The organism is uncultured Thiohalocapsa sp. (assembly GCF_913063425.1).
In the GTDB taxonomy this organism is placed as follows: domain Bacteria; phylum Pseudomonadota; class Gammaproteobacteria; order Chromatiales; family Chromatiaceae; genus Thiohalocapsa.
This window is the reverse complement of sequence record NZ_CAJXYK010000035.1, coordinates 47,485-64,740: the sequence shown is the minus strand read 5'-3', so window position 1 is coordinate 64,740 and position 17,256 is coordinate 47,485. Positions and strand designations below refer to the sequence as shown.

14 protein-coding genes are annotated in these 17,256 nt (G+C 69.3%); 7 read left to right on the top strand and 7 right to left on the bottom strand.

What is annotated here, in order from left to right; translation table 11 throughout:
* On the bottom strand, window positions 1-200 hold a 200-nt coding region (locus QZ607_RS17635; RefSeq protein ID WP_295885345.1), incomplete at its 3' end, for an FkbM family methyltransferase.
* 310 nt (window positions 201-510) lie between these two features.
* On the opposite strand from QZ607_RS17635, the gene QZ607_RS17630 reads away from it, so the two are divergent.
* A complete protein-coding gene (locus QZ607_RS17630) occupies window positions 511-1,089 on the top strand; it encodes a copper-binding protein (RefSeq protein WP_295885344.1) in 579 nt (192 codons plus the stop codon).
* A gap of 199 nt (window positions 1,090-1,288) precedes the next feature.
* Here the strand turns inward: QZ607_RS17630 and lon are convergent, their stop codons facing one another.
* Together lon and rsmA are read right to left on the bottom strand one after the other, a co-directional pair.
* On the bottom strand, window positions 1,289-3,706 hold the full coding sequence (gene lon, locus QZ607_RS17625; protein WP_295885342.1) for an endopeptidase La: 2,418 nt from the start codon (window positions 3,704-3,706) through the stop codon (window positions 1,289-1,291).
* Window positions 3,707-3,903: 197 nt separating this feature from the next.
* Window positions 3,904-4,794, bottom strand: a complete 891-nt coding sequence (rsmA, locus tag QZ607_RS17620; RefSeq protein ID WP_295885341.1) for a 16S rRNA (adenine(1518)-N(6)/adenine(1519)-N(6))-dimethyltransferase RsmA — start codon at window positions 4,792-4,794, stop codon at window positions 3,904-3,906.
* Between the two features lie 192 nt (window positions 4,795-4,986).
* On the opposite strand from rsmA, the gene QZ607_RS17615 reads away from it, so the two are divergent.
* A complete protein-coding gene (locus QZ607_RS17615) occupies window positions 4,987-6,321 on the top strand; it encodes an AarF/ABC1/UbiB kinase family protein (RefSeq protein ID WP_295885339.1) in 1,335 nt (444 codons plus the stop codon).
* Between the two features lie 521 nt (window positions 6,322-6,842).
* Here QZ607_RS17615 and QZ607_RS17610 read toward each other — a convergent pair.
* Window positions 6,843-7,319, bottom strand: coding sequence for an EVE domain-containing protein (locus tag QZ607_RS17610; RefSeq protein ID WP_295885336.1), 477 nt, complete (start codon window positions 7,317-7,319; stop codon window positions 6,843-6,845).
* 240 nt (window positions 7,320-7,559) lie between these two features.
* Here QZ607_RS17610 and QZ607_RS17605 point away from each other — a divergent pair, with 240 nt between their 5' ends.
* Both QZ607_RS17605 and QZ607_RS17600 read left to right on the top strand, forming a co-directional pair.
* A complete protein-coding gene (locus QZ607_RS17605; protein ID WP_295885334.1) occupies window positions 7,560-8,258 on the top strand; it encodes a hypothetical protein in 699 nt (232 codons plus the stop codon).
* 258 nt (window positions 8,259-8,516) lie between these two features.
* Complete coding sequence (locus QZ607_RS17600) at window positions 8,517-8,873, top strand: hypothetical protein (protein WP_295885332.1); 357 nt, start codon at window positions 8,517-8,519, stop codon at window positions 8,871-8,873.
* A gap of 28 nt (window positions 8,874-8,901) precedes the next feature.
* On the opposite strand, the gene QZ607_RS17595 is transcribed toward QZ607_RS17600, so the two are convergent.
* Together QZ607_RS17595 and hisG are read right to left on the bottom strand one after the other, a co-directional pair.
* Entirely contained in the window at window positions 8,902-11,328 is a 2,427-nt protein-coding gene (locus QZ607_RS17595) for a hypothetical protein (protein ID WP_295885330.1), read from the bottom strand.
* A gap of 29 nt (window positions 11,329-11,357) precedes the next feature.
* Complete coding sequence (hisG, locus tag QZ607_RS17590; protein ID WP_295885328.1) at window positions 11,358-12,230, bottom strand: ATP phosphoribosyltransferase; 873 nt, start codon at window positions 12,228-12,230, stop codon at window positions 11,358-11,360.
* Window positions 12,231-12,467: 237 nt separating this feature from the next.
* Between hisG and QZ607_RS17585 the strand changes: the two genes are divergently transcribed.
* From QZ607_RS17585 to QZ607_RS17575, 3 genes are read left to right on the top strand one after another with little or no spacing between them, the layout of a single operon-like run.
* Window positions 12,468-13,064, top strand: a complete 597-nt coding sequence (locus QZ607_RS17585) for a RimK/LysX family protein (protein WP_295885326.1) — start codon at window positions 12,468-12,470, stop codon at window positions 13,062-13,064.
* Window positions 13,064-14,602, top strand: a complete 1,539-nt coding sequence (locus QZ607_RS17580; protein ID WP_295885324.1) for a UUP1 family membrane protein — start codon at window positions 13,064-13,066, stop codon at window positions 14,600-14,602. The genes QZ607_RS17585 and QZ607_RS17580 overlap by 1 nt, the downstream gene beginning before the upstream one ends.
* 3 nt (window positions 14,603-14,605) lie before the next feature.
* Window positions 14,606-15,583, top strand: coding sequence for an alpha-L-glutamate ligase-like protein (locus QZ607_RS17575; RefSeq protein WP_295885321.1), 978 nt, complete (start codon window positions 14,606-14,608; stop codon window positions 15,581-15,583).
* Between the two features lie 188 nt (window positions 15,584-15,771).
* Here QZ607_RS17575 and QZ607_RS17570 read toward each other — a convergent pair whose 3' ends face one another.
* Entirely contained in the window at window positions 15,772-17,121 is a 1,350-nt protein-coding gene (locus QZ607_RS17570) for a hypothetical protein (RefSeq protein ID WP_295885320.1), read from the bottom strand.
* Window positions 17,122-17,256: the final 135 nt, after the last annotated feature.

Below are 17,256 nucleotides of genomic sequence, written 5' to 3'. Positions count from 1 at the left end.
CGGCGCAGTCGCTCCGCGCAGTCGGGCAGCGGCTCGACGTGAACGCCGCGCCAGCCGCGCTCATAGAAGGCTAAGCTTACCGAGCACTCGATGGGGTCGTACGCGCCGATGTCGATATAAAAGCCTTGGTCGACGTGGCCGAGCGCACGCCACAGGACAACATCTTCAAAGTTTTGCGCGTGGGAGACGATACCTTGCACGGCTGAGCGATGATGGACTGTTTCGGCCGAGGGATACTGTCGCCCCTCGAGTATCTGAAAAGCTCGCGTTACTACAACGACCCGCAGCCGAGTGTCTCGACCTGTGCCTTCGCTGCGGGCTGGAAGCGACACAGCTGAACCCACCAGTCTGCATCGTCTCCCGTCGGTTTAGCAAGCCCCGGCTCGGAAAACGGCAGCACGGCTCGATGCCGACGCAAAGATGAGACGTTCACTTGCGCTATGGCCACTTCCGGTATAGGCTGCCCCGGCGTTGTTATCCGGGTCTTTACATCCGCGCGGAGTCAGCACCATGCCGAGATACAAAAGCCGCCACGCCGCTCTTCTGTGTGCGCTCCTGGTCCTGCCGGTCATTACCGTTGTTCGCGCACAGCCGGATCTGCAAACCCAGCCCGTCGCCGCCGAGGCGATCGAGACCAAGATCGAGGGCGAGGTCATGGTGGTGAACGCCGATACCCGGCTCATGACCCTGAAGCTCGCCGACGGCACCTACAAGGTGCTGCACGTGCCGCCGGAGGTGACGCGCCTGGATGAGATCAAGATCGGCGACATGGTGAGCATCACCGAGACCACCACCGCGCTCATCGAGCTCCAGACCGGCCGCGATGCCGGTGCCATGGGTGCCGAGGGCGACACGACAGTGGAGCGCGCGCCGGGCGAGAAGCCCGCCGGCACCATCACCGACGAGCTGACCCTCTACGGCAAGATCGTGGGCGTCGACAAGGCCGCCGGCACGGTCACCATCAAGGGCGCCGAGACCACCCGCGTCTTCCCGGTTGAAGACGCGGCCCTGCTGGATGAGCTGAAGGTGGGCGACGGCGTCGTGGCCAAGTTCCGCAATGTCATCAGTGGTGAGGTGATGGTGAAGTAACGGCTGCCGGGCCCCACTGCGCGGTGCCGGTGCAGGCGCCGCACATCGATAAGCCGCCCGCGGGGCGGCTTTTTCACGCCCGGATACACCGGCCGGGCATGCGTAAGCTCTGCTCGGACAGCTTGGCGCGGACGGCGGAAGGGCTGGGATCGGTCAGTCGGCGGTGACCTATCACGTGGACGGTAACCCTATCCTCAGGTCACTTCTTGCCGAACAGCAGCCCCTCCACATCCTCGAACCGGGTCACGAAGTGTACCTTGAGGCCCTTCTTGATGTGATCCGGCACCTCGTCATACTCGCCTTGGTTGTCCACCGGCAGGATGATCTCCTTGATGCCGGCGCGCCGCGCGGCGATGAGCTTCTCGCGCACGCCGCCGATGGGGAAGACCTCGCCGGTCAGCGTCAGCTCGCCGGTCATGGCGATGCGGCGCACGGGCTTGTTGCGCGCCAGTGACAGCAGCGCCGAGGCCATGGTGATGCCGGCGGAGGGGCCGTCCTTGGGCGTGGCGCCCGCGGGCACGTGGAGGTGGATGAAGCCCTTCTCGAAGAAGTTGGGGTCGGCGCCGAACTTCGCGGCGTGGCTTACGATGTAGCCGTAGGCGATCTCGGCGGACTCCTTCATCACTTCCCCGAGCTGGCCCGTCAGCTTGAAGCCGCGGCCGTACTCGTGGGTGCGCACGGCCTCGATGGAGAGCGTCGCGCCGCCCATGGCGGTCCAGGCAAGGCCCGTCACCACGCCGGGGCCGCCCAGCTTGCGCTCGTCGCGGAAAACGGGGCTGCCGAGGTAGTCCTTGAGCTGGTCTTCGCTGACCGTCACCGGCGTCGCCTCGCCCTCGAGCAGCCGCACCGCGGATTTGCGCACGATTTTGCCGAGCTGCTTCTCCAAGCGCCGAACGCCGGCGTCCCGGGCATAGCCCTCGATGAGTGCGCGCAGGGTCTTGGTGCCGAGCTTTACGGTGCCCTTGTCGAGCCCGGCGCGCTCGATCTGCCGCGGCAGCAGGTACTTCTTGGCGATGGCGAGCTTCTCGTCGGCGATGTAGCCCGAGAGCTGTATCACCTCCATGCGGTCCAGCAGCGGGCCCGGGATGGTATCGGTCTGGTTGGCGGTGCAGACGAAGAGCACCTTGGACAGGTCGAAGCGCAGGTCCAGGTAGTGATCCAGAAACTCCCGGTTCTGCTCGGGGTCCAGCACCTCCAGCAGGGCCGAGGCCGGGTCGCCATGGTAACTGGCGCCGATCTTGTCGATCTCGTCCAGCATGATGACGGGGTTCTCGGTGCCCGCGTCCTTAACGGCCTGGATGAACTTACCGGGCATGGCGCCGATGTAGGTGCGCCGGTGGCCCTTGATCTCGGCCTCGTCGCGAATGCCGCCGACAGAGAATCGATAGAACCGCCGCCCCAGGGTGTCGGCGATGGAGCGGCCGATGGAGGTCTTACCGACGCCGGGCGGCCCCACCAGCAGGATGATGGAGCCCGCGATCTCGCCCTTGTGAATGCCCACCGCCAGGAACTCCAGGATGCGGTCCTTGACGTCGGCGAGGCCGTAATGATCGCGGTCCAGGATGCGCCGGGCGCGCTTCAAGTCCAGCTTGTCGGCGCTGTCCACGCCCCAGGGCAGGAGCGTGATCCAGTCCAGATAGTTGCGGGTGACGGAGTATTCGGGCGAGCCCGGCTCCAGCACGGACATCTTCTCCATCTCCTCGTCAACGCGCTTCTGCGCCTCCTCGGAGAGCTTGAGCTTGGTCAGGCGCTCTTTGAACTTATCGATTTCCGCGGTGCGGTCATCCTTGGCGATGCCGAGCTCCTTCTGGATGGCCTTGAGCTGCTCCCTGAGGAAGAACTCGCGCTGCTGCTTCTGCATCTTCTCCTCGACCGTCGCGCGGATCTTCTGCTGCGCGCGGGCCAGCTCCAGCTCGTTGTTGAGCAGCACCAGCACCTTCTCCATGCGCTTCATCAGCGGTACGGCCTCCAGGACCTCCTGCAGCTGCTCCTTGCTGGAGGTGGTCAGGCTCGCGGCGAAGTCCGCCAGGTGCGAGGGGTCATCAGGCCCGAAGCGGTCGAGGAACATCTTGAGCTCCTCGACATAGAGCGGGTTCAGCGGCAGCAGCTCCTTGATGGTGTTGATGACCGCCATGGCGTAGGCCTTCACCTCGCTCTCGGGCTCGTGCCGGGGCTCCGGCATGTAGTCCACGCGGGCGGTGAAGGGCGCCTTGCGGTTCACGAAGCGCTCGATGTGAAAGCGTTGCAGACACTCCACCAGCACCTGGAGCTTGCCCTCGTCCTCCGCCACGCGGTGCACGCGGCAGGCGGTGCCCACCGGATAGAACTCCTCCGCGGTCGATTCCTCCGACGACTCCGCGCTGGTGAGCACGACGCCCAGGATCTTGTGCTCGCTCTCGCCCACCTGCATCAGAGTGCTGCGCCAGTGCTTGGCGTCCATCAACAGCGGCACCGCCTGCCCCGGAAAGAAGGGCCGCGCCGCCACCGGCAGCAGCGGGATCAGTGCCGGCAGCACCTCGGAGGCGCGGGCCAGCTGGCTGCTGTCGTGCGTCTCGTCTGCGGGCTCCATGTCCTCGTCGTGCTCGTCCGTGCGATCGTAAGCGGGCTTGTCGTTCATGGCGGGTGCGGAATCGGTTGCTGTGTCCAGCCGCGGCTGTCGCGGGCGCCGCCGTGTCGGGCCGCGCGGCGCCGGGCGCCGGAGGGCCGGGCATCGAATTGCCGGGCGCAGCATGCGGGGCACTGCCGCGGCAGGTGTCGCGGCGACTGCGCTCCGGCACCGGCTTGGCCCTGGAGCGGCGAATTAACCGGACAATCTCAGGGATTGGGCGTGGGAATGCAACCTTGAGCCGTTGCGCTGGAGCGACCCGCCGCCGCATTGGCCAGACGGGCGAAATCGGCCACCGAGAGCTGCTCCGCCCGGGCGCCCGGGTCCAGTCCACAGCTCTCCATGAGGGCCGCATCGGCGATCCCCCGCAGGCTGTTGCTGAGGCGCTTGCGGCGCTGTGCGAAGGCGGCGGCCACCAGGCGTGCATGCAGGTCCGGGTCGGCGATGGCCACCGGCGGCGGGCGCAGCGGCACCAGCCGCACCACGGCGGAGCTCACCTTGGGCGCCGGCGTGAAGGCGCCCGGGCCCACGGTCAGTACCCGCTCCACCGTGCAGTGCGTCTGCACCATCACCGACAAACGCCCATAGACCTTGGTACCGGGCTCCGCCGCCATGCGCTCGACCACCTCTTTCTGGAGCATCAGATGCATGTCGGCGATGCAGTCCGCCTGTGCCAGAAAGCGGAACAGGAGCGGTGTCGAGATGTTGTAGGGCAGGTTGCCGACCATGCGCAGGCGCTCGCCGGCGGCTGCCGCGGCGGGCGGCAGCAGGGCGCAGAGGTCGAACCGCAGCGCATCCGCCTGGTGCACCTGCAGCCGACCCAGGCCGCCCAGGCGCTCTGCCAGCGGCCCCACCAGGTCCCGGTCCAGCTCGATGACATGCAGCGCGCCGGCGGCTTCCAGCAGCCCGCCCGTCAGCGCCCCCCGGCCGGGGCCGATCTCCACCAGATGCTGGCCCGGCGCGGGCGCCACCGCGGCCAGGATGCGCCCGATGGTGCCCGGGTCATGCAGGAAGTTCTGGCCGAAGCGCCTGCGCGCGCGGTGGCTGTCGGGCTCCGACCCGGCGGTTTGCGCCGCGGCGGCTGCGGGCGGGTTGGTCATGTGCGGCGCTCCGGGCAGAGAGGTCGGACGGGGATCGCGGCCGGCCGGCGCTGAGGCCGGCCGGCTGGGCAAGCGTGGATCATCAATGCCCGCCGCCCGCCGGGCAAGTAGGGTTGCCGTCCAGCCTTTACGCCTGCATTTCCAGGCAAAGCCTTTGCAACCGGGGTGCCCCACCTCGACAGGAGTTGACCCATGTCCGCAGCCATCGATCCACAGGCCCGCAGCGGTCGCAGTGTGCCGAGCCGCCGCCTGAGCCGTCTCTGGCACATCGGCCGCGCCACCACGGACCTCGCCGCCGGTGTCGGCGTGCGCGGCATGCTGGAGCTGGCGCGCTCGCGCCGCAGCGGCGAGGTGGCGCGTATCCAGCTCAGCCCCGAGGCCACCCGGCGCTTCACGGACCGGCTCGCGCGCATGCGCGGCGCTGTGATGAAAATGGGCCAGCTCATGTCCATGGACGGCACCGACATGTTCACGCCGGAGGCGGCGGAGATCATGGCCGAGCTGCGCGACCGCTCCGAGCCCATGCCCATGAGCCAGCTCGCCAGGCTCTTGGAGCAGGAGTGGGGGCGGGACTGGAACAAGGCCTTCCGCCGCTTCGAGTTCAAGCCCGTGGCCGCCGCCAGCATCGGCCAGGTGCACCGGGCAGAGACGAAAGACGGCCGCCGGCTCGCGCTCAAGATCCAGTTCCCGGGGGTGCGCGAGAGCATCGACAGCGACATCGACAACCTGGGCTTCTTCGCCCGCAACTTAGGCATGGTGCCCAAGGGCATGGACATCGGCCCGTTGCTGGAGGAGGCCCGGGTGCAGCTCCACCAGGAAGCGGACTACGCGGCCGAGGCGGCCTCGCTGATGCGCTACCGCGCGCTGGTGGGGGATGATGCCGATTTCTTCGTGCCGGCGGTGCATGAGGACCTCAGCACGGACCGCATCCTGGCCATGGACTTCGCCGACGGCGTGTCCATCGATCACCTCGCCGAGTCCAGCTACAGCCGCGAGGAGCGCGACCGCGCCGCGAGCCTGCTGGTGCGCCTGATGCTGCGGGAGCTGTTCGACTTCGGCCTGGCGCAGACCGACCCGAACTTCGGCAACTACCTCTACGACGCCCAGACCGGACGCATCGTGCTGCTGGACTTCGGCGCCGCGCTGCCGGTGCCGGACGAGATCGCCGAGCAGTACCTGGCGCTCGGCCGCGCCGCCATTGCGCATGATGAGCAGGGCCTGCGCGAAGCCTCCATGGGTCTCGGCTACATGGCCCCGGACGCCGACGCCGCCACGGTCAAGGCCCTGATCGAGATGATCCGCCTGTCCTCGGAGGTGCTGGAGCCCGGCATCTACGACTTCGGCACCTCGGACCTGTTCGAGCGCCTGTACGTGAAAGGCCGGGACATGTACATGGAAGAGGCCTTCAATCACCTCCCCGAGCCCATCACCATGTTCCTCCAGCGCAAGTTCGCCGGCATGTTCATGCTCTGCCGTCGCCTGCGCGCCCGGGTGGACCTGCGCGGCATGCTCGACCCCTACCTCTGACCACCGCGCCCACGGACGCCGCCCGCTCGCGGCGCCGATCCTGGGCGCGCCAACCCTGGGGGCGCCGATCCTGGGGGCGCCGACTTCCAGTCGGCGTCCGCTGCCCGACCACCCCTGGGGCGCCGACTTCCAGTCGGCGTCCGCTGCCCGACCACCCCTGGGGGCGCCGACTTCCAGTCGGCGTCCGCTGCCCGGCGACCCCTGGCGCGCCGACTTCCAGTCGGCGTCGCCGCATGACCTCACCTCGAAGAGCTGCCATGACGCTTGCCCGGCAGCCCCGCCGGAAGAGCGGCTGGCGGCGGTCGAGCTACTGCGCCGGCAGATGCATGGACATCTACCGAGACTTCAGCGATCTGCCCGCGTCGTTCAACAAGAACGGCGTTGAGTACCTGATCGTCGGCGGCTGCGCGCTGGCGTTCCATGGGGCACCGCGCTACACGGGCGATCTCAGCGTTCGGGGGCCACGCCTGGCCGCAGCCTGTTTCGCGCAGAGTGTTCCCACCGACGTCTCCGCGCCACCCTCACTCCAAGCCCAGGATGAGCGCCCACTGCGCATCGCTGACGGGCATGATGGACAGCCGGTTGCCGCGGCGCACCAGCGGTAAGTCGGCGAGGGGGCCGTCCGGGTCGTTTGCCGCGATCTCCTTCAGCTCCGTCAGCGTGATGGTGCGCTGCAAGTGCCGGACGTACTTGAGGTCCACCATGAACCAGCGCGGGTTGTCCGGGTCGCTCTTCGGGTCGTAGTACTTGGCGTCGGGGTCGAAGGCGGTGTGGTCGGGGTAGCCTTCGCGGACCACCTCGGCGATGCCGACGATGCCGGGCTCCTTGGTGTTGGAGTGGTAGAAGAAGACCTGATCACCGGGCTGCATTTCGTCGCGCATCATGTTGCGGGCCTGGTAGTTGCGCACGCCGTCCCAGGGCTCGGTCTGCTCGGGGCGGGCGGCGAGGTCGTCAATGCCGAAGGCGTCGGGCTCGGATTTCATCAGCCAGTGGGCCATGGCGGGTCTGTCTCCTTTGATGATGGGTGGGCGGGACGGCCGGGCTTGGCCTGACCCGGTCGGGCCAGGATGGTAAACGAGCTTCGGGCGGCGTCGAAATTGCCGAAGCGCCTTGCGTTCTTCCCTATACTCGATGGGCCACGGCGCAGTGGTACCGACCCGGGGCAGAGACAGGCTTTGGGTTGACGCGGTGTCGGTGCGCCCTGGCTTGGTTTCCAGGACACGACAGGAGACAACAGTATGCACACCAAACCGGCCATCGCCGCCGCCGTGGCGGCCCTCATCGGCACCGGGCTCGGCGCCGGCAGCGCGCAGGCAGTGGACTTCGGTGAGATGATGAACCCCTCCAAGTGGTTCGGCATGAATAAGGATGAGCCGCCACCACCGCAGCCCATGCCGCCGCAGCTCTACCCCAACACGCCGCCGCCCCCGCCGTCCCAGGGTCAGGCGCCGCAACCGATGCCGCAGCAGCCGCAGGGCCAGGCACCGCAGCAGCCGTCCGCGCCCGAGGGTCAGGCGTCGCAGCAGCCGCCCGCCCAGATGCCGCAGCAGATGGGCGGGCAGATGCCGGCCCAGCCGCAGCAGGTGCAGCCGCCGTCGGGCGCCGGCCAGATGCCCCAGGGTTATCCGGGCGGTTACGCGCCGGGTTATGCACAGGGTTACGCCCCGGGCTACGGTGCGCCGCCGGCTTATCAGCAGGCGCCCGGCTATGGTGCGCCCGGTTATCCTCCCCAGGGCTATGCGCCCCAGGGTTACGGCGGCGGCTATCCGCCCCCCGGCTATGGTCCGGCGCCGGGCTATGATCCATACGGCCCCTATGGCCCCGGGCCGGGCTATCCGCCGGGTTACGGACCTGAGGCCAATGACGGCAACGGCGGCTTCAATCCGATGCGCATGATGGGTGCCCCCATGCGCATGATGGGCGGCGACAAGGATTAGGTCCCGGCCGCGGCAACCGGCAACCGCCGGTTGCCGGCTTCGGATGAGTACAACCTTGCGCAGATTCCCCAGGGCCGACTCTCAAGGCGCGTTGCGCTGAGGTCCCTTCCCGGATGCGGCGAGCTTCGCGCACCGACCGCGACGAACGCCACGCTGGGCAGCAGGTGCCGGGGTTTGTGCCGGCGGCGTGTGCGACCCATCTCCTGCGCCCGAGAGCGATATACGCAACCCTGAGCCAGCGCCGGAGACCCGCACGCCATGGAGCAACGCCCCGCCATCAAGACCGCCCTGCCGAAGCGCCGTTACCAGATCGCCGACTACAGCGCGACCGTGCTCGGCGACATCGAGAGCGACGACCCGCAGCGCTACCGCTGGATCCTGGCCCTGGTGCCCATGGGGAGCCAGGAGCCGACGCTCTACATCTGCGCGCAGCAGGCGGCGCCGGAGCGGGCCGCCACGGGCGACTATGATCTGCGCGTGGTGTCCGAGGCGTTGACCGACGTGGTGGACACCGCGGACCACTGGGGCGACCTGGACATGTTCTCCGAGCAGGCGCTGGACCTGGCCTGCCAGGTGCTCGGCCTCAAGCAGGAGATGGTGGTCAAGCTCATGTGACCGCCCGCCCGGCAGGCGGCCCGACGGGTCAGGCGCCGCGCGCGAGCAGGAGCGAATCCAGCGTCCCGCGATAGCGCTCCACCCGGGTGGCGACGGCGGCGAGGTCCTGCTCCAGCGCGGCAGCGGCCTCGGCAAGCTCGCGGACGGCGGTCTGCGTACCCTCGCGTTCGGCAGCGAGAGCCGCCCGGCGGCGCGCCAGCTGCGCCAGCTCGCGGCCTGACTGCTTCAGCTCCCGGGCGGCCCGGCGCCGGCGGCGGGCGCTGTCGCCGGACAAGCCGAAGGGACCGCGCTGATCGGGCTCGCCGTGGTTGTCCAGCAACACCCGCAGGGCGCCGTCCCGGGCCTTCAGCTCCTGCTCGCGCAGGCCGAGCTGCTCAAGCTCCGCGTCCAACGCGGCGAGCCGGTCGGCGCGCTCGTTGCGGTGGGTCTTGCGCGCCGCAAGCTCGGCGCGCAGCTGCGCCTCGGTCTCCCGCTCCTGCTCCAGCAGGCCGCGAATCTCACGGATGCGAAGCGCCCGGGTCTGGATGTCGCGCTCGGCCTGCTCCGCGTCCGCGCGCAGGGCCAGCTCGCGCTCCTTGAGCCGACGGTGGTCGTCCAGCGCCAGCTGCTTGCGCCGGGCCTGGTCCCGCGCCCGCTGCTCGGCGAGCTCGAATTCGCGGCGGCGCCGGTCCAGCTCCGCCTGCGCCGCCGCCTGTTCCTGCTGCCATTCGGCGCGCTTGCGGGCCAGTTCCTCGTCCAGGCGCCGGCGCTCCGCCGCGAAGCGCTGCTCCATCTCGGCCAGGGCGGTTTCGTGGGCCTTGCGGGCCTCGGTGCGCTGACGCTCGATCTGCTCGATGTCCGCATCGGTCTGCGCGGACAGGCGCCGCTCGGCCTCGCGGGTCTCGGCGGCCAGCTCCTGCTCCCGGGCGGCGAGCTCGGCCTCCTGGCGGCGGCGCTCCAGGCGCAGGCGGGCGTCGATGTCGTCGCGGCGGCGCTCCAGCAGCTCGGCCTCGTAGCGGGTGTCCGCCACCAGGCGGCGGAGTCGCGATTCCGCGGCATGCACCGCCTGCCAGCGCGCCGCATAGCCCGCCGGGTCGCGCTCCCAGTGCTCCCAGAGACGCGCGAAGTCCACCGGCGACAGGCGCCGCACCGGGTCGGCGTGCTGGTCGAAGCCCGGGATGTGGTCGAGCCCGCCCTGGCGATACTTGCGGTAGTGCAGCTGTACGTTCTCGCTGAAGTAGGCGTGCACCGCGGACGGCTCGAACAGCTTCAGCGCCAGCAGGGCGAAGAACAGGATGCCGAGCGCCGCCTGTGCGAAGCCCTCCACGGTCTCGAAGTGGGGTACACCGGCCTCGGCAGGGTTGTTGCGCAGCGCCGCGAGCCCCTTGGAGCGGGCGGCGAAGGTGAGCTTCGGCGGCGCCGCCGGCGGCTGCTCCGCCTCCACCTCCGCGGTGACCGCCTCCAGCAGCGCGGCCTGCTCCCGGCGCACCTGCTGCAGCGCATCGGTGCGCTCGCCGATGCGCTGCTCCAGCGCGGCGATGTCCGCCTCGACGCCGCCGAGCCGCTCGTCGCGCTGCGCCTGCACTTGGGCCAGTTGCTCCTCCAGCAGGGTGGCGCGGGCGTCCCATTTGCGCGCCTCGGGGCCATAGCCCTCGGGGCGGCCGTCGCGGCCGAGCACCTCGTCGCCGACGCGCTGGCGGGCGGCGGCGAGGTCGCGGGTCAGCACTTCGATCTGTGGGGCGAATTCGGCCTCGATGCGCTCGCGGCGCTCGCGCTCGGCGGCGAGGGTTGACTCCAGCCGCGCGATGTCGCGCTCCAGCGCCTGCACCCGCCCGAGCAGACCCGCGTCGCGCTGCTCGGCGCGGGCGCGGATCTGCTCGCGCAGGGTGACGTCGCGCTGCTTGAAGTACTGCTCCACCTGGGCCTGGTGCCAGGCGGCGATGTCGTCGGCGCGGATCAGCTTCTCGATGAAGGGCGCCGTGACATACAGGGAGATGGCGACAATGGCGATGCGTACCAGGATGCCGACATACCAGCGGGCCACTGGCCCGAAGCGCCCGCCCGCCTCCATGGCATGCCGGCGCTGGCGTGCCAGGGACGGGCGCTCCGACATGATGAGCGAGGCGTCCACGATCCAGACCACGGCGAACAGCAGCAGGAACATGAACACCGCCACCGGCAGCCGCAGCCAGGGTGCGGCGGAGGGCACCAGGGAGGCGCCGACGGCACCCCAGACGAAGCCCTCGATGCCGGCCATGAGCACGATCACGATCCAGGCCGAGCCGAGCCAGACCCGGGCCGCCGGCGTCAGCATGCTGCGGCCGTAGGGCCGCAGCGTGAACATGTCCAGCAGCGACGCCCGCCGCGGGAAGCCGCCGTCGTCGGCGGGGTCGTCGGTGCCGGCGTCGACGCGACCCTGCCGCCGGCGCCGGGCCGGCAGGGTGTCCCGCAGTGCCCCCCGCAGCGTCTCGACCATCCGGCGTCCTCGGGCGGTCATGCCCATGCCTAGACCATCTTGCGCAGCTCGTACTCGAGGATGCCCTCGGCACCGGCGGCGCAGAGCCGCGGGATCAGCTCGCGCACGGCGGCGGCGTCGACGATGGTCTCCACCGCGAGCCAGTCCTTGTCGTACAGGTGGCTCACCGTGGGCGCGTGCAGGCTCGGCAGCAGCGCCACCACCGCGTCGAGCTTGCCCGCCGGCACATTGCACTTGAGCGCGACCTTGCGCCGCGCCGCGAGGGCGGACTGAAGCATGAGCGCGATCTGCTCGATGCGCGCGCGCCGCTCCGGGTCCGCCAGTGCCGCGTGGTTGGCGATGAGGCGGGTGTCGGTCACCAGTAGATCGGCGACGATGCGCAGCCCATGGGCGCGGATGGTGCTGCCGGTCTCGGTGATTTCGACGACGGCGTCCACCAGCCCCTCCACGGCCTTGGCTTCGGTGGCGCCCCAGGAGAACTCCACCTCCGCGTCGATGCCGCGCTCGGCGAGGAAGCGCCGCGTGAAGCCCACCAGCTCCGTGGCGATCTTGCAGCCGGCGAGGTCCTCGATGCGCTGGATGGGGGAGCGCTCGGGCACCACCAGCACCCAGCGGCTCGGTTGGTCGGAGGCCTTGGAATAGGTGAGGGTGCAGATCTCGGCCACGTCGGCCTGGGATTCCAGGATCCAGTCGAGCCCCGTCAGGCCCAAGTCCAGCGTGCCCCGTTCCACATAACGGGCCATCTCCTGGGCGCGTACCAGGGCGCAGCGGATGTGCGGATCATCGATGTCGGGATAGTAGTTGCGCGAATGCGGCGTGATGCGCCAGCCGGCCTGGGCGAAGAGCTGGATGCTGGCCTGTTCCAGGCTGCCCTTGGGGATGCCGAGCTTGAGTGGGGTCATGGGGAATCCGTGGACACCGGTTGATTCAGCGCATTATCGCCGATCCGACCCTGGCGAGTCGGCTGGAATGCCGACGGGCGTTGGTCTTGATGCAACAGGCGGTGCCGGCAGACTTGCTGAAATGCGACAACGGGACTACGCTCACGCTCCGTCGGGTTTTTGCGTCCCACAAACGCCGGACGCGCGCCAGCCGGCTGCCCTCCACCCGTCACCAAGACGAACGCCTGTCGCCTGACCATGCCCATCCCGACTGCCCGCCTGACCCTGGTACCCCTGCTGTCGGCGATCCTGCTGGGGCTGCCCGGTGCCGCCGCGGCTGCCGATGGCGGCAACGATGCAGCCCTGCGCGAGGCCGGCTGGCTGCAGAGCGTGCGCCTGGAGCCCTACCGCGTGCGGGTGACCGCCAAGCTCGACACCGGTGCCAAGTCCAGTGCCATTCATGCCACCGACATCGAGCGCTTCGAGCGCGGCGGGGTGGAGCGCGTGCGCTTCTCGTTGTTTACGGACCACACGGAGCAGGGCGGCGACAAGCTCACCTACGACCTGCCCATCCAGGGCAAGGTCCGCATTAAGCGCAGTCCGGGCAAGCCGCCGGAAGAGCGCATCACCGTGCGCTTGAGCTTCTGCATCGCGGGAGAGGTGATGGACGCCGAATTCAGCCTGGACAACCGCGCCAATCTGAACTATCCGGTGCTGCTCGGGCGCGAATTTCTGCGCGAGCATTTCATCGTCAATTCCGCCGAGACCTTCCTCCTGCCCTACAACTGCCCGTCCGGAAAAGGCAAGCGCAAGGACGACGAAGCCGATGGCGCCGGAGCCAGGGACGGCGACTGATGCCGCAGCCCTTCTTTGCGCGCTTGTCGCCGCTGGCGGCCATTGCGCTCCTGCTGGCTGCCGTCGGCATCGGCATGACGGTGCTGAAGGCGGTGCGCTACAACGTGCCGCTGCTGCCCGAGCTCACCACCTCGGTGTGGACGGTGGAGGCGCGCATCGGCTTCCGCGGTGACGGCGGCTCCTCGAAGGTGGCGTTTCTGCTGCCGCCGCGCGTCTCCATGGCGCGCGTCATCGACGAGAACTTCGTCTCCCGCGGCTACGGCCTCGCCATTCTGGAAGCCGACGGCCGCCCGCGCACGGCCACCTGGACACTGCGGCGCACCCCCACCAGCGAGCAGGCGCTGTACTACCAGGTCAAGGTGCAGGGCGGTCCCGTGGCGACGGATGCCTCGGTGCCGCCCTTTCCACCGGTGCCGGACTATCGCGAGCCGCTGGCCTCCGCCATCCAGGCGGTGCTGAGCCGGGCGCGCGAGCAGTCCGCGGATGTCTTCTCCTTCACGGAGCAGACGCTCCTGATCCTGGCCGACACGGATGACGAGAACGTCAAGGTCATCCGCAACGTGGACGACCGCCGCAGCTGGGAGCATCTGGTGGCGGAGATCCTGGCGGGCGCCCGGATTCCGACCCGCATCGCCTATGGTCTGCCGCTGGAGCGGCCCCTGGTGGAGGGGCAGCTGATCCCCTGGCTTGAGGTCCACAACGGCAGCGAGTGGCGCGGCTACGATGCCGCCACCGGCACGCCGGGCTATCCGCCCGGCTTCTTCATCTGGCGCTACGACGACGCCGATCTGCTGCGCACCCGCGATGTGCGCGACCTGCGCCTGAGCTTCTCCACCACCCAGACCCGGGTGCCGCAGATGGATGTCGCGGCGCTGACGGGCGCCGCCTTCGCGGTGCAGCCCTTCGGCATTGATCTGACGCGCCTGCCGGTGTCGGTGCAGAACCTCTACCACGTGGTGCTGATGCTGCCGCTGGGGGCGCTGGTGGTGGCCTTCATGCGCGTGGTGGTGGGTGTGCCGACCTTCGGGACCTTCATGCCCATCCTCATCGCCCTGGCCTTCCGGGAGACCCAGCTCGCCTGGGGGCTCACGCTGTTCCTGATGCTGGTGTTCGTGGGGTTGTCGCTGCGCCTGGCCTTGGCGCAGCTGCGGCTGCTCCTGGTGCCGCGGCTGGCGGCCATCCTGGTGGTGGTGGTCTGCCTGATGCTCGCCATCACGGTGCTGAGCTTCCGCCTCGGCGTGGAGCAGGGGCTCTCCATTGCGCTCTTTCCGATGGTGATCCTGGCCATGACCATCGAGCGCATGTCCATCGTCTGGGAGGAGCGCGGCTTCGGCGAGACCGCCAAGGAGACACTCGGCTCGCTGCTGGTGGCGGTATGCGGCTACTACGTCATGAAGGAGCCGCATCTGGAGCACCTGATGTTCTACTTCCCGGAACTGCTGCTGGTGGTGCTGGCCGTCACCCTCCTGCTCGGTGCCTACAGCGGCTACCGGCTGACGGAGCTGTTCCGCTTCGGTGCCCTGTCAGGGGCTCGCTGAGCCATGCCGGACCTGGACGAGCCCGGCATACGAGTCCGCCGCAGTGGCGGCTGGCTCGGGCGCTGGCAGGCGCTGCGCGGCAACGGTGTGCTCGGCATCAATGCCCGCAACCGCAGCTATGTCATGCGCTGGAATCCGCGCAGCAAATATCCCCTGGTGGACGACAAGCTCACCACCAAGCGCCTGGCCCTGGAGGCCGGGCTCGCGGTGCCCGAGCTCTACGGCGCCGTGCGCTACCAGGGGGAGCTTGCCCACCTGGACCGTCTGCTGGCGGGGCCGGACTCCTTTGTCATCAAGCCCGCCCACGGCAGCGGCGGCGATGGTGTGCTGGTGATCACCGACCGCCGCCGGGGGCTCTTCGTCAAGGGCGACGGCCGGGCGCTGACCCTGCGCGACATCGAGTACTTCGTCTCGAACATTCTGAGCGGCGTGCACTCCCTGGGCGGCATCCCGGACGCGGCCATGATCGAGTACCGGGTGCGCCCGAGCCGGCTGTTCGACGCCATCAGCTACCGCGGCGTGCCGGATATCCGGCTGCTGATCTTCCGCGGCATCCCCGTCATGGCCATGGTGCGCCTGCCCACGCGCGCCTCCGACGGCAAGGCCAATCTGCACCAGGGGGCGGTGGGCGTGGGCATCGACCTCGCCACCGGCATCACCGGCCATGGCGTGGTGCGCGATCACGTCATCGACGAGCACCCGGACTTCGGCACGCCGCTGGTGGGGCATGCGATTCCGGACTGGGAGGCGCTGCTCGCCACCGGCGCCCGCTGTGCGGACCTCACCGGGCTCGGCTACTGCGGCGTGGACCTGGTGCTGGACGAAGAGCGTGGGCCGATGATGCTGGAGGTGAACGCCCGCCCCGGTCTCGCCATCCAGATCGCGAACCAAAGCGGGCTGATGACGCGGCTGCGGCGCATCGAGGCCATGCGCGAAGTGCCGGCCGATATCGCCGAGCGCATTGCGCTGGCGCGGGGCTGAGGCGCTCAGAGGTTGTGAAAAATCTGCCGGCCGTCGCGAGGGCGTCTCCGGGCGTGCCCAGCAAGGCGCGCAGAGCCGAACAGCGGGGAGCTTAGTTGTTCTAAGTGACCCGCTGTTCGGCTCTGCGCAACGCCGCTGGGCGCGTCCGGAGGCGTCCGCAGTAGGTCGGTGGGTTTCTTCACAACCTCTCAGCCCTCACTCGCGCGCAGCTGCTCGGTGAGCTTCGAGAGTTCGCGCTGCATTTCCAGGTTCTGGAACGGGCGGAGCGCCGGCACCTGGCGGCGCAACAGGCCGTCCAGCAGCTGCCGGCTGGACTGCACCAGGTCCACCAGCTCGCCGGAGACACGCACGGTCTCGTAGGTGTTCCAGGCGGTGGCGATGTCCTCCTGCAGCGCGGCGCGGGCAGCGGCCACCTGCCGGCCCTGGTCCTTGAGGTAGCGCCGGTACACTTCCGCCGCGTCCACGGTGAGCTGCTGCGCCTCCAGGTTGGCGTCCAGGATGGCGGCCTTGTCGGGGTGCCTGCGCCTGAGCTCGCGGGTCTCCTGGGACAGCGCTGCGGCACGCTCGGCGATGGCGTTGATCTCCGGGACGTAACGCTGGTCGATGGCCTGCTCCACGTCCAGGTGCATCTGGTTCAGGGCCCGCAGCAGGACCAGGTACATGCCGTAGTAGCGCCGGGCGCTGGTGAGGTCCTCGCCGCTCTCGCGCATCAGCGCCTCCAGCTGTGCAGTGATGGCCTTGACGTTGTCGAAGACGATGCCGAGGTCGACGATGTTGTCGCCCACCACGGTGGAGAGCAGAAACTCCAGCTGCTCGTCCGACAGCTCCAAGCCCATGCCGCGCAGCTCTTCGGCGAACTGCTGTTTGATGCCGGCGAGCTCCTGCCGGGCGCGGGCGATGCGCTGCTCGCGCTCGCCGATGAGCCGGTCGTAGTCGCCGACGGTGCGCTCCACCAGCGACTTCTCCGGTGCCGCCACCCGCGCCTTGCGGAAGCCGTCGATGTCCGCCCGGGCGTCGGCGATGGTCTGCTCCAGGGCCTCGATGCGGGCGCGATACTGCTGCAGCGGCGACGTGGACAGGATGCCGACGGCGGCGTCGAGCAGGGCGTCGATTTCCGCCTGCACATCCGCCTGGTCGCGGCGGAACCAGGCCTTCTCCGGCAGGTCACGCTGTGCTTCCTGCAAGGCCACCGTCTCCTCCAGCTTGGGGACCACGCCGGTCCAGACCTCGCCGAAGGCGTCCTGCTCCTGCGGCGATACCGCATCCCGGGCGCTGTCCCAGGCCTCGCGGGAGCGCTGCCACCATTCGCCTGCGGTGTCGCGGGAGCGCTCCCAGAGGCTGCCCGCCTCTTCGGCGGAGCGCTGCCACAGCTCCAGCGCCTGATCGGCCAGCGCCTGATCGGCCAGCGACTTATCGGCCAGCGCCTCATCGGATACTTCGGGCGCCGCATCCGAGGCGGCGCGGTCGTCCGTCGCCTGGGCAAATGGGCCGGCCGACAACGGCAACAGGACCAGCAGCAGCAGCGGGGCTCGATACATGGGCCTCTCCTGAAGGGGTGTCTGTCGTTCCCCGAGTTGGACCGCGGATTCTACCGGATGACCCCGCTGTCGAAGCGCGGATGCTGTGCATGGCTTGTGAGCGCCGCGGCACTTTGCTACTGTGATGGATTGCGC

Excerpts from the sequence above, each read along its gene's own strand:
- QZ607_RS17615 (WP_295885339.1), top strand. The coding sequence starts at position 4,987 with ATGTCCGCAGCCATCGATCCACAGGCCCGCAGCGGTCGCAGTGTGCCG.
- QZ607_RS17600 (WP_295885332.1), top strand. The coding sequence starts at position 8,517 with ATGGAGCAACGCCCCGCCATCAAGACCGCCCTGCCGAAGCGCCGTTAC.
- QZ607_RS17580 (WP_295885324.1), top strand. The coding sequence starts at position 13,064 with ATGCCGCAGCCCTTCTTTGCGCGCTTGTCGCCGCTGGCGGCCATTGCG.
- QZ607_RS17570 (WP_295885320.1), bottom strand. The coding sequence starts at position 17,121 with ATGTATCGAGCCCCGCTGCTGCTGCTGGTCCTGTTGCCGTTGTCGGCC.
- hisG (WP_295885328.1), bottom strand. The coding sequence starts at position 12,230 with ATGACCCCACTCAAGCTCGGCATCCCCAAGGGCAGCCTGGAACAGGCC.
- QZ607_RS17595 (WP_295885330.1), bottom strand. The coding sequence starts at position 11,328 with ATGGTCGAGACGCTGCGGGGGGCACTGCGGGACACCCTGCCGGCCCGG.
- QZ607_RS17605 (WP_295885334.1), top strand. The coding sequence starts at position 7,560 with ATGCACACCAAACCGGCCATCGCCGCCGCCGTGGCGGCCCTCATCGGC.
- lon (WP_295885342.1), bottom strand. The coding sequence starts at position 3,706 with ATGAACGACAAGCCCGCTTACGATCGCACGGACGAGCACGACGAGGAC.
- QZ607_RS17585 (WP_295885326.1), top strand. The coding sequence starts at position 12,468 with ATGCCCATCCCGACTGCCCGCCTGACCCTGGTACCCCTGCTGTCGGCG.
- rsmA (WP_295885341.1), bottom strand. The coding sequence starts at position 4,794 with ATGACCAACCCGCCCGCAGCCGCCGCGGCGCAAACCGCCGGGTCGGAG.
- QZ607_RS17575 (WP_295885321.1), top strand. The coding sequence starts at position 14,606 with ATGCCGGACCTGGACGAGCCCGGCATACGAGTCCGCCGCAGTGGCGGC.
- QZ607_RS17630 (WP_295885344.1), top strand. The coding sequence starts at position 511 with ATGCCGAGATACAAAAGCCGCCACGCCGCTCTTCTGTGTGCGCTCCTG.
- QZ607_RS17610 (WP_295885336.1), bottom strand. The coding sequence starts at position 7,319 with ATGGCCCACTGGCTGATGAAATCCGAGCCCGACGCCTTCGGCATTGAC.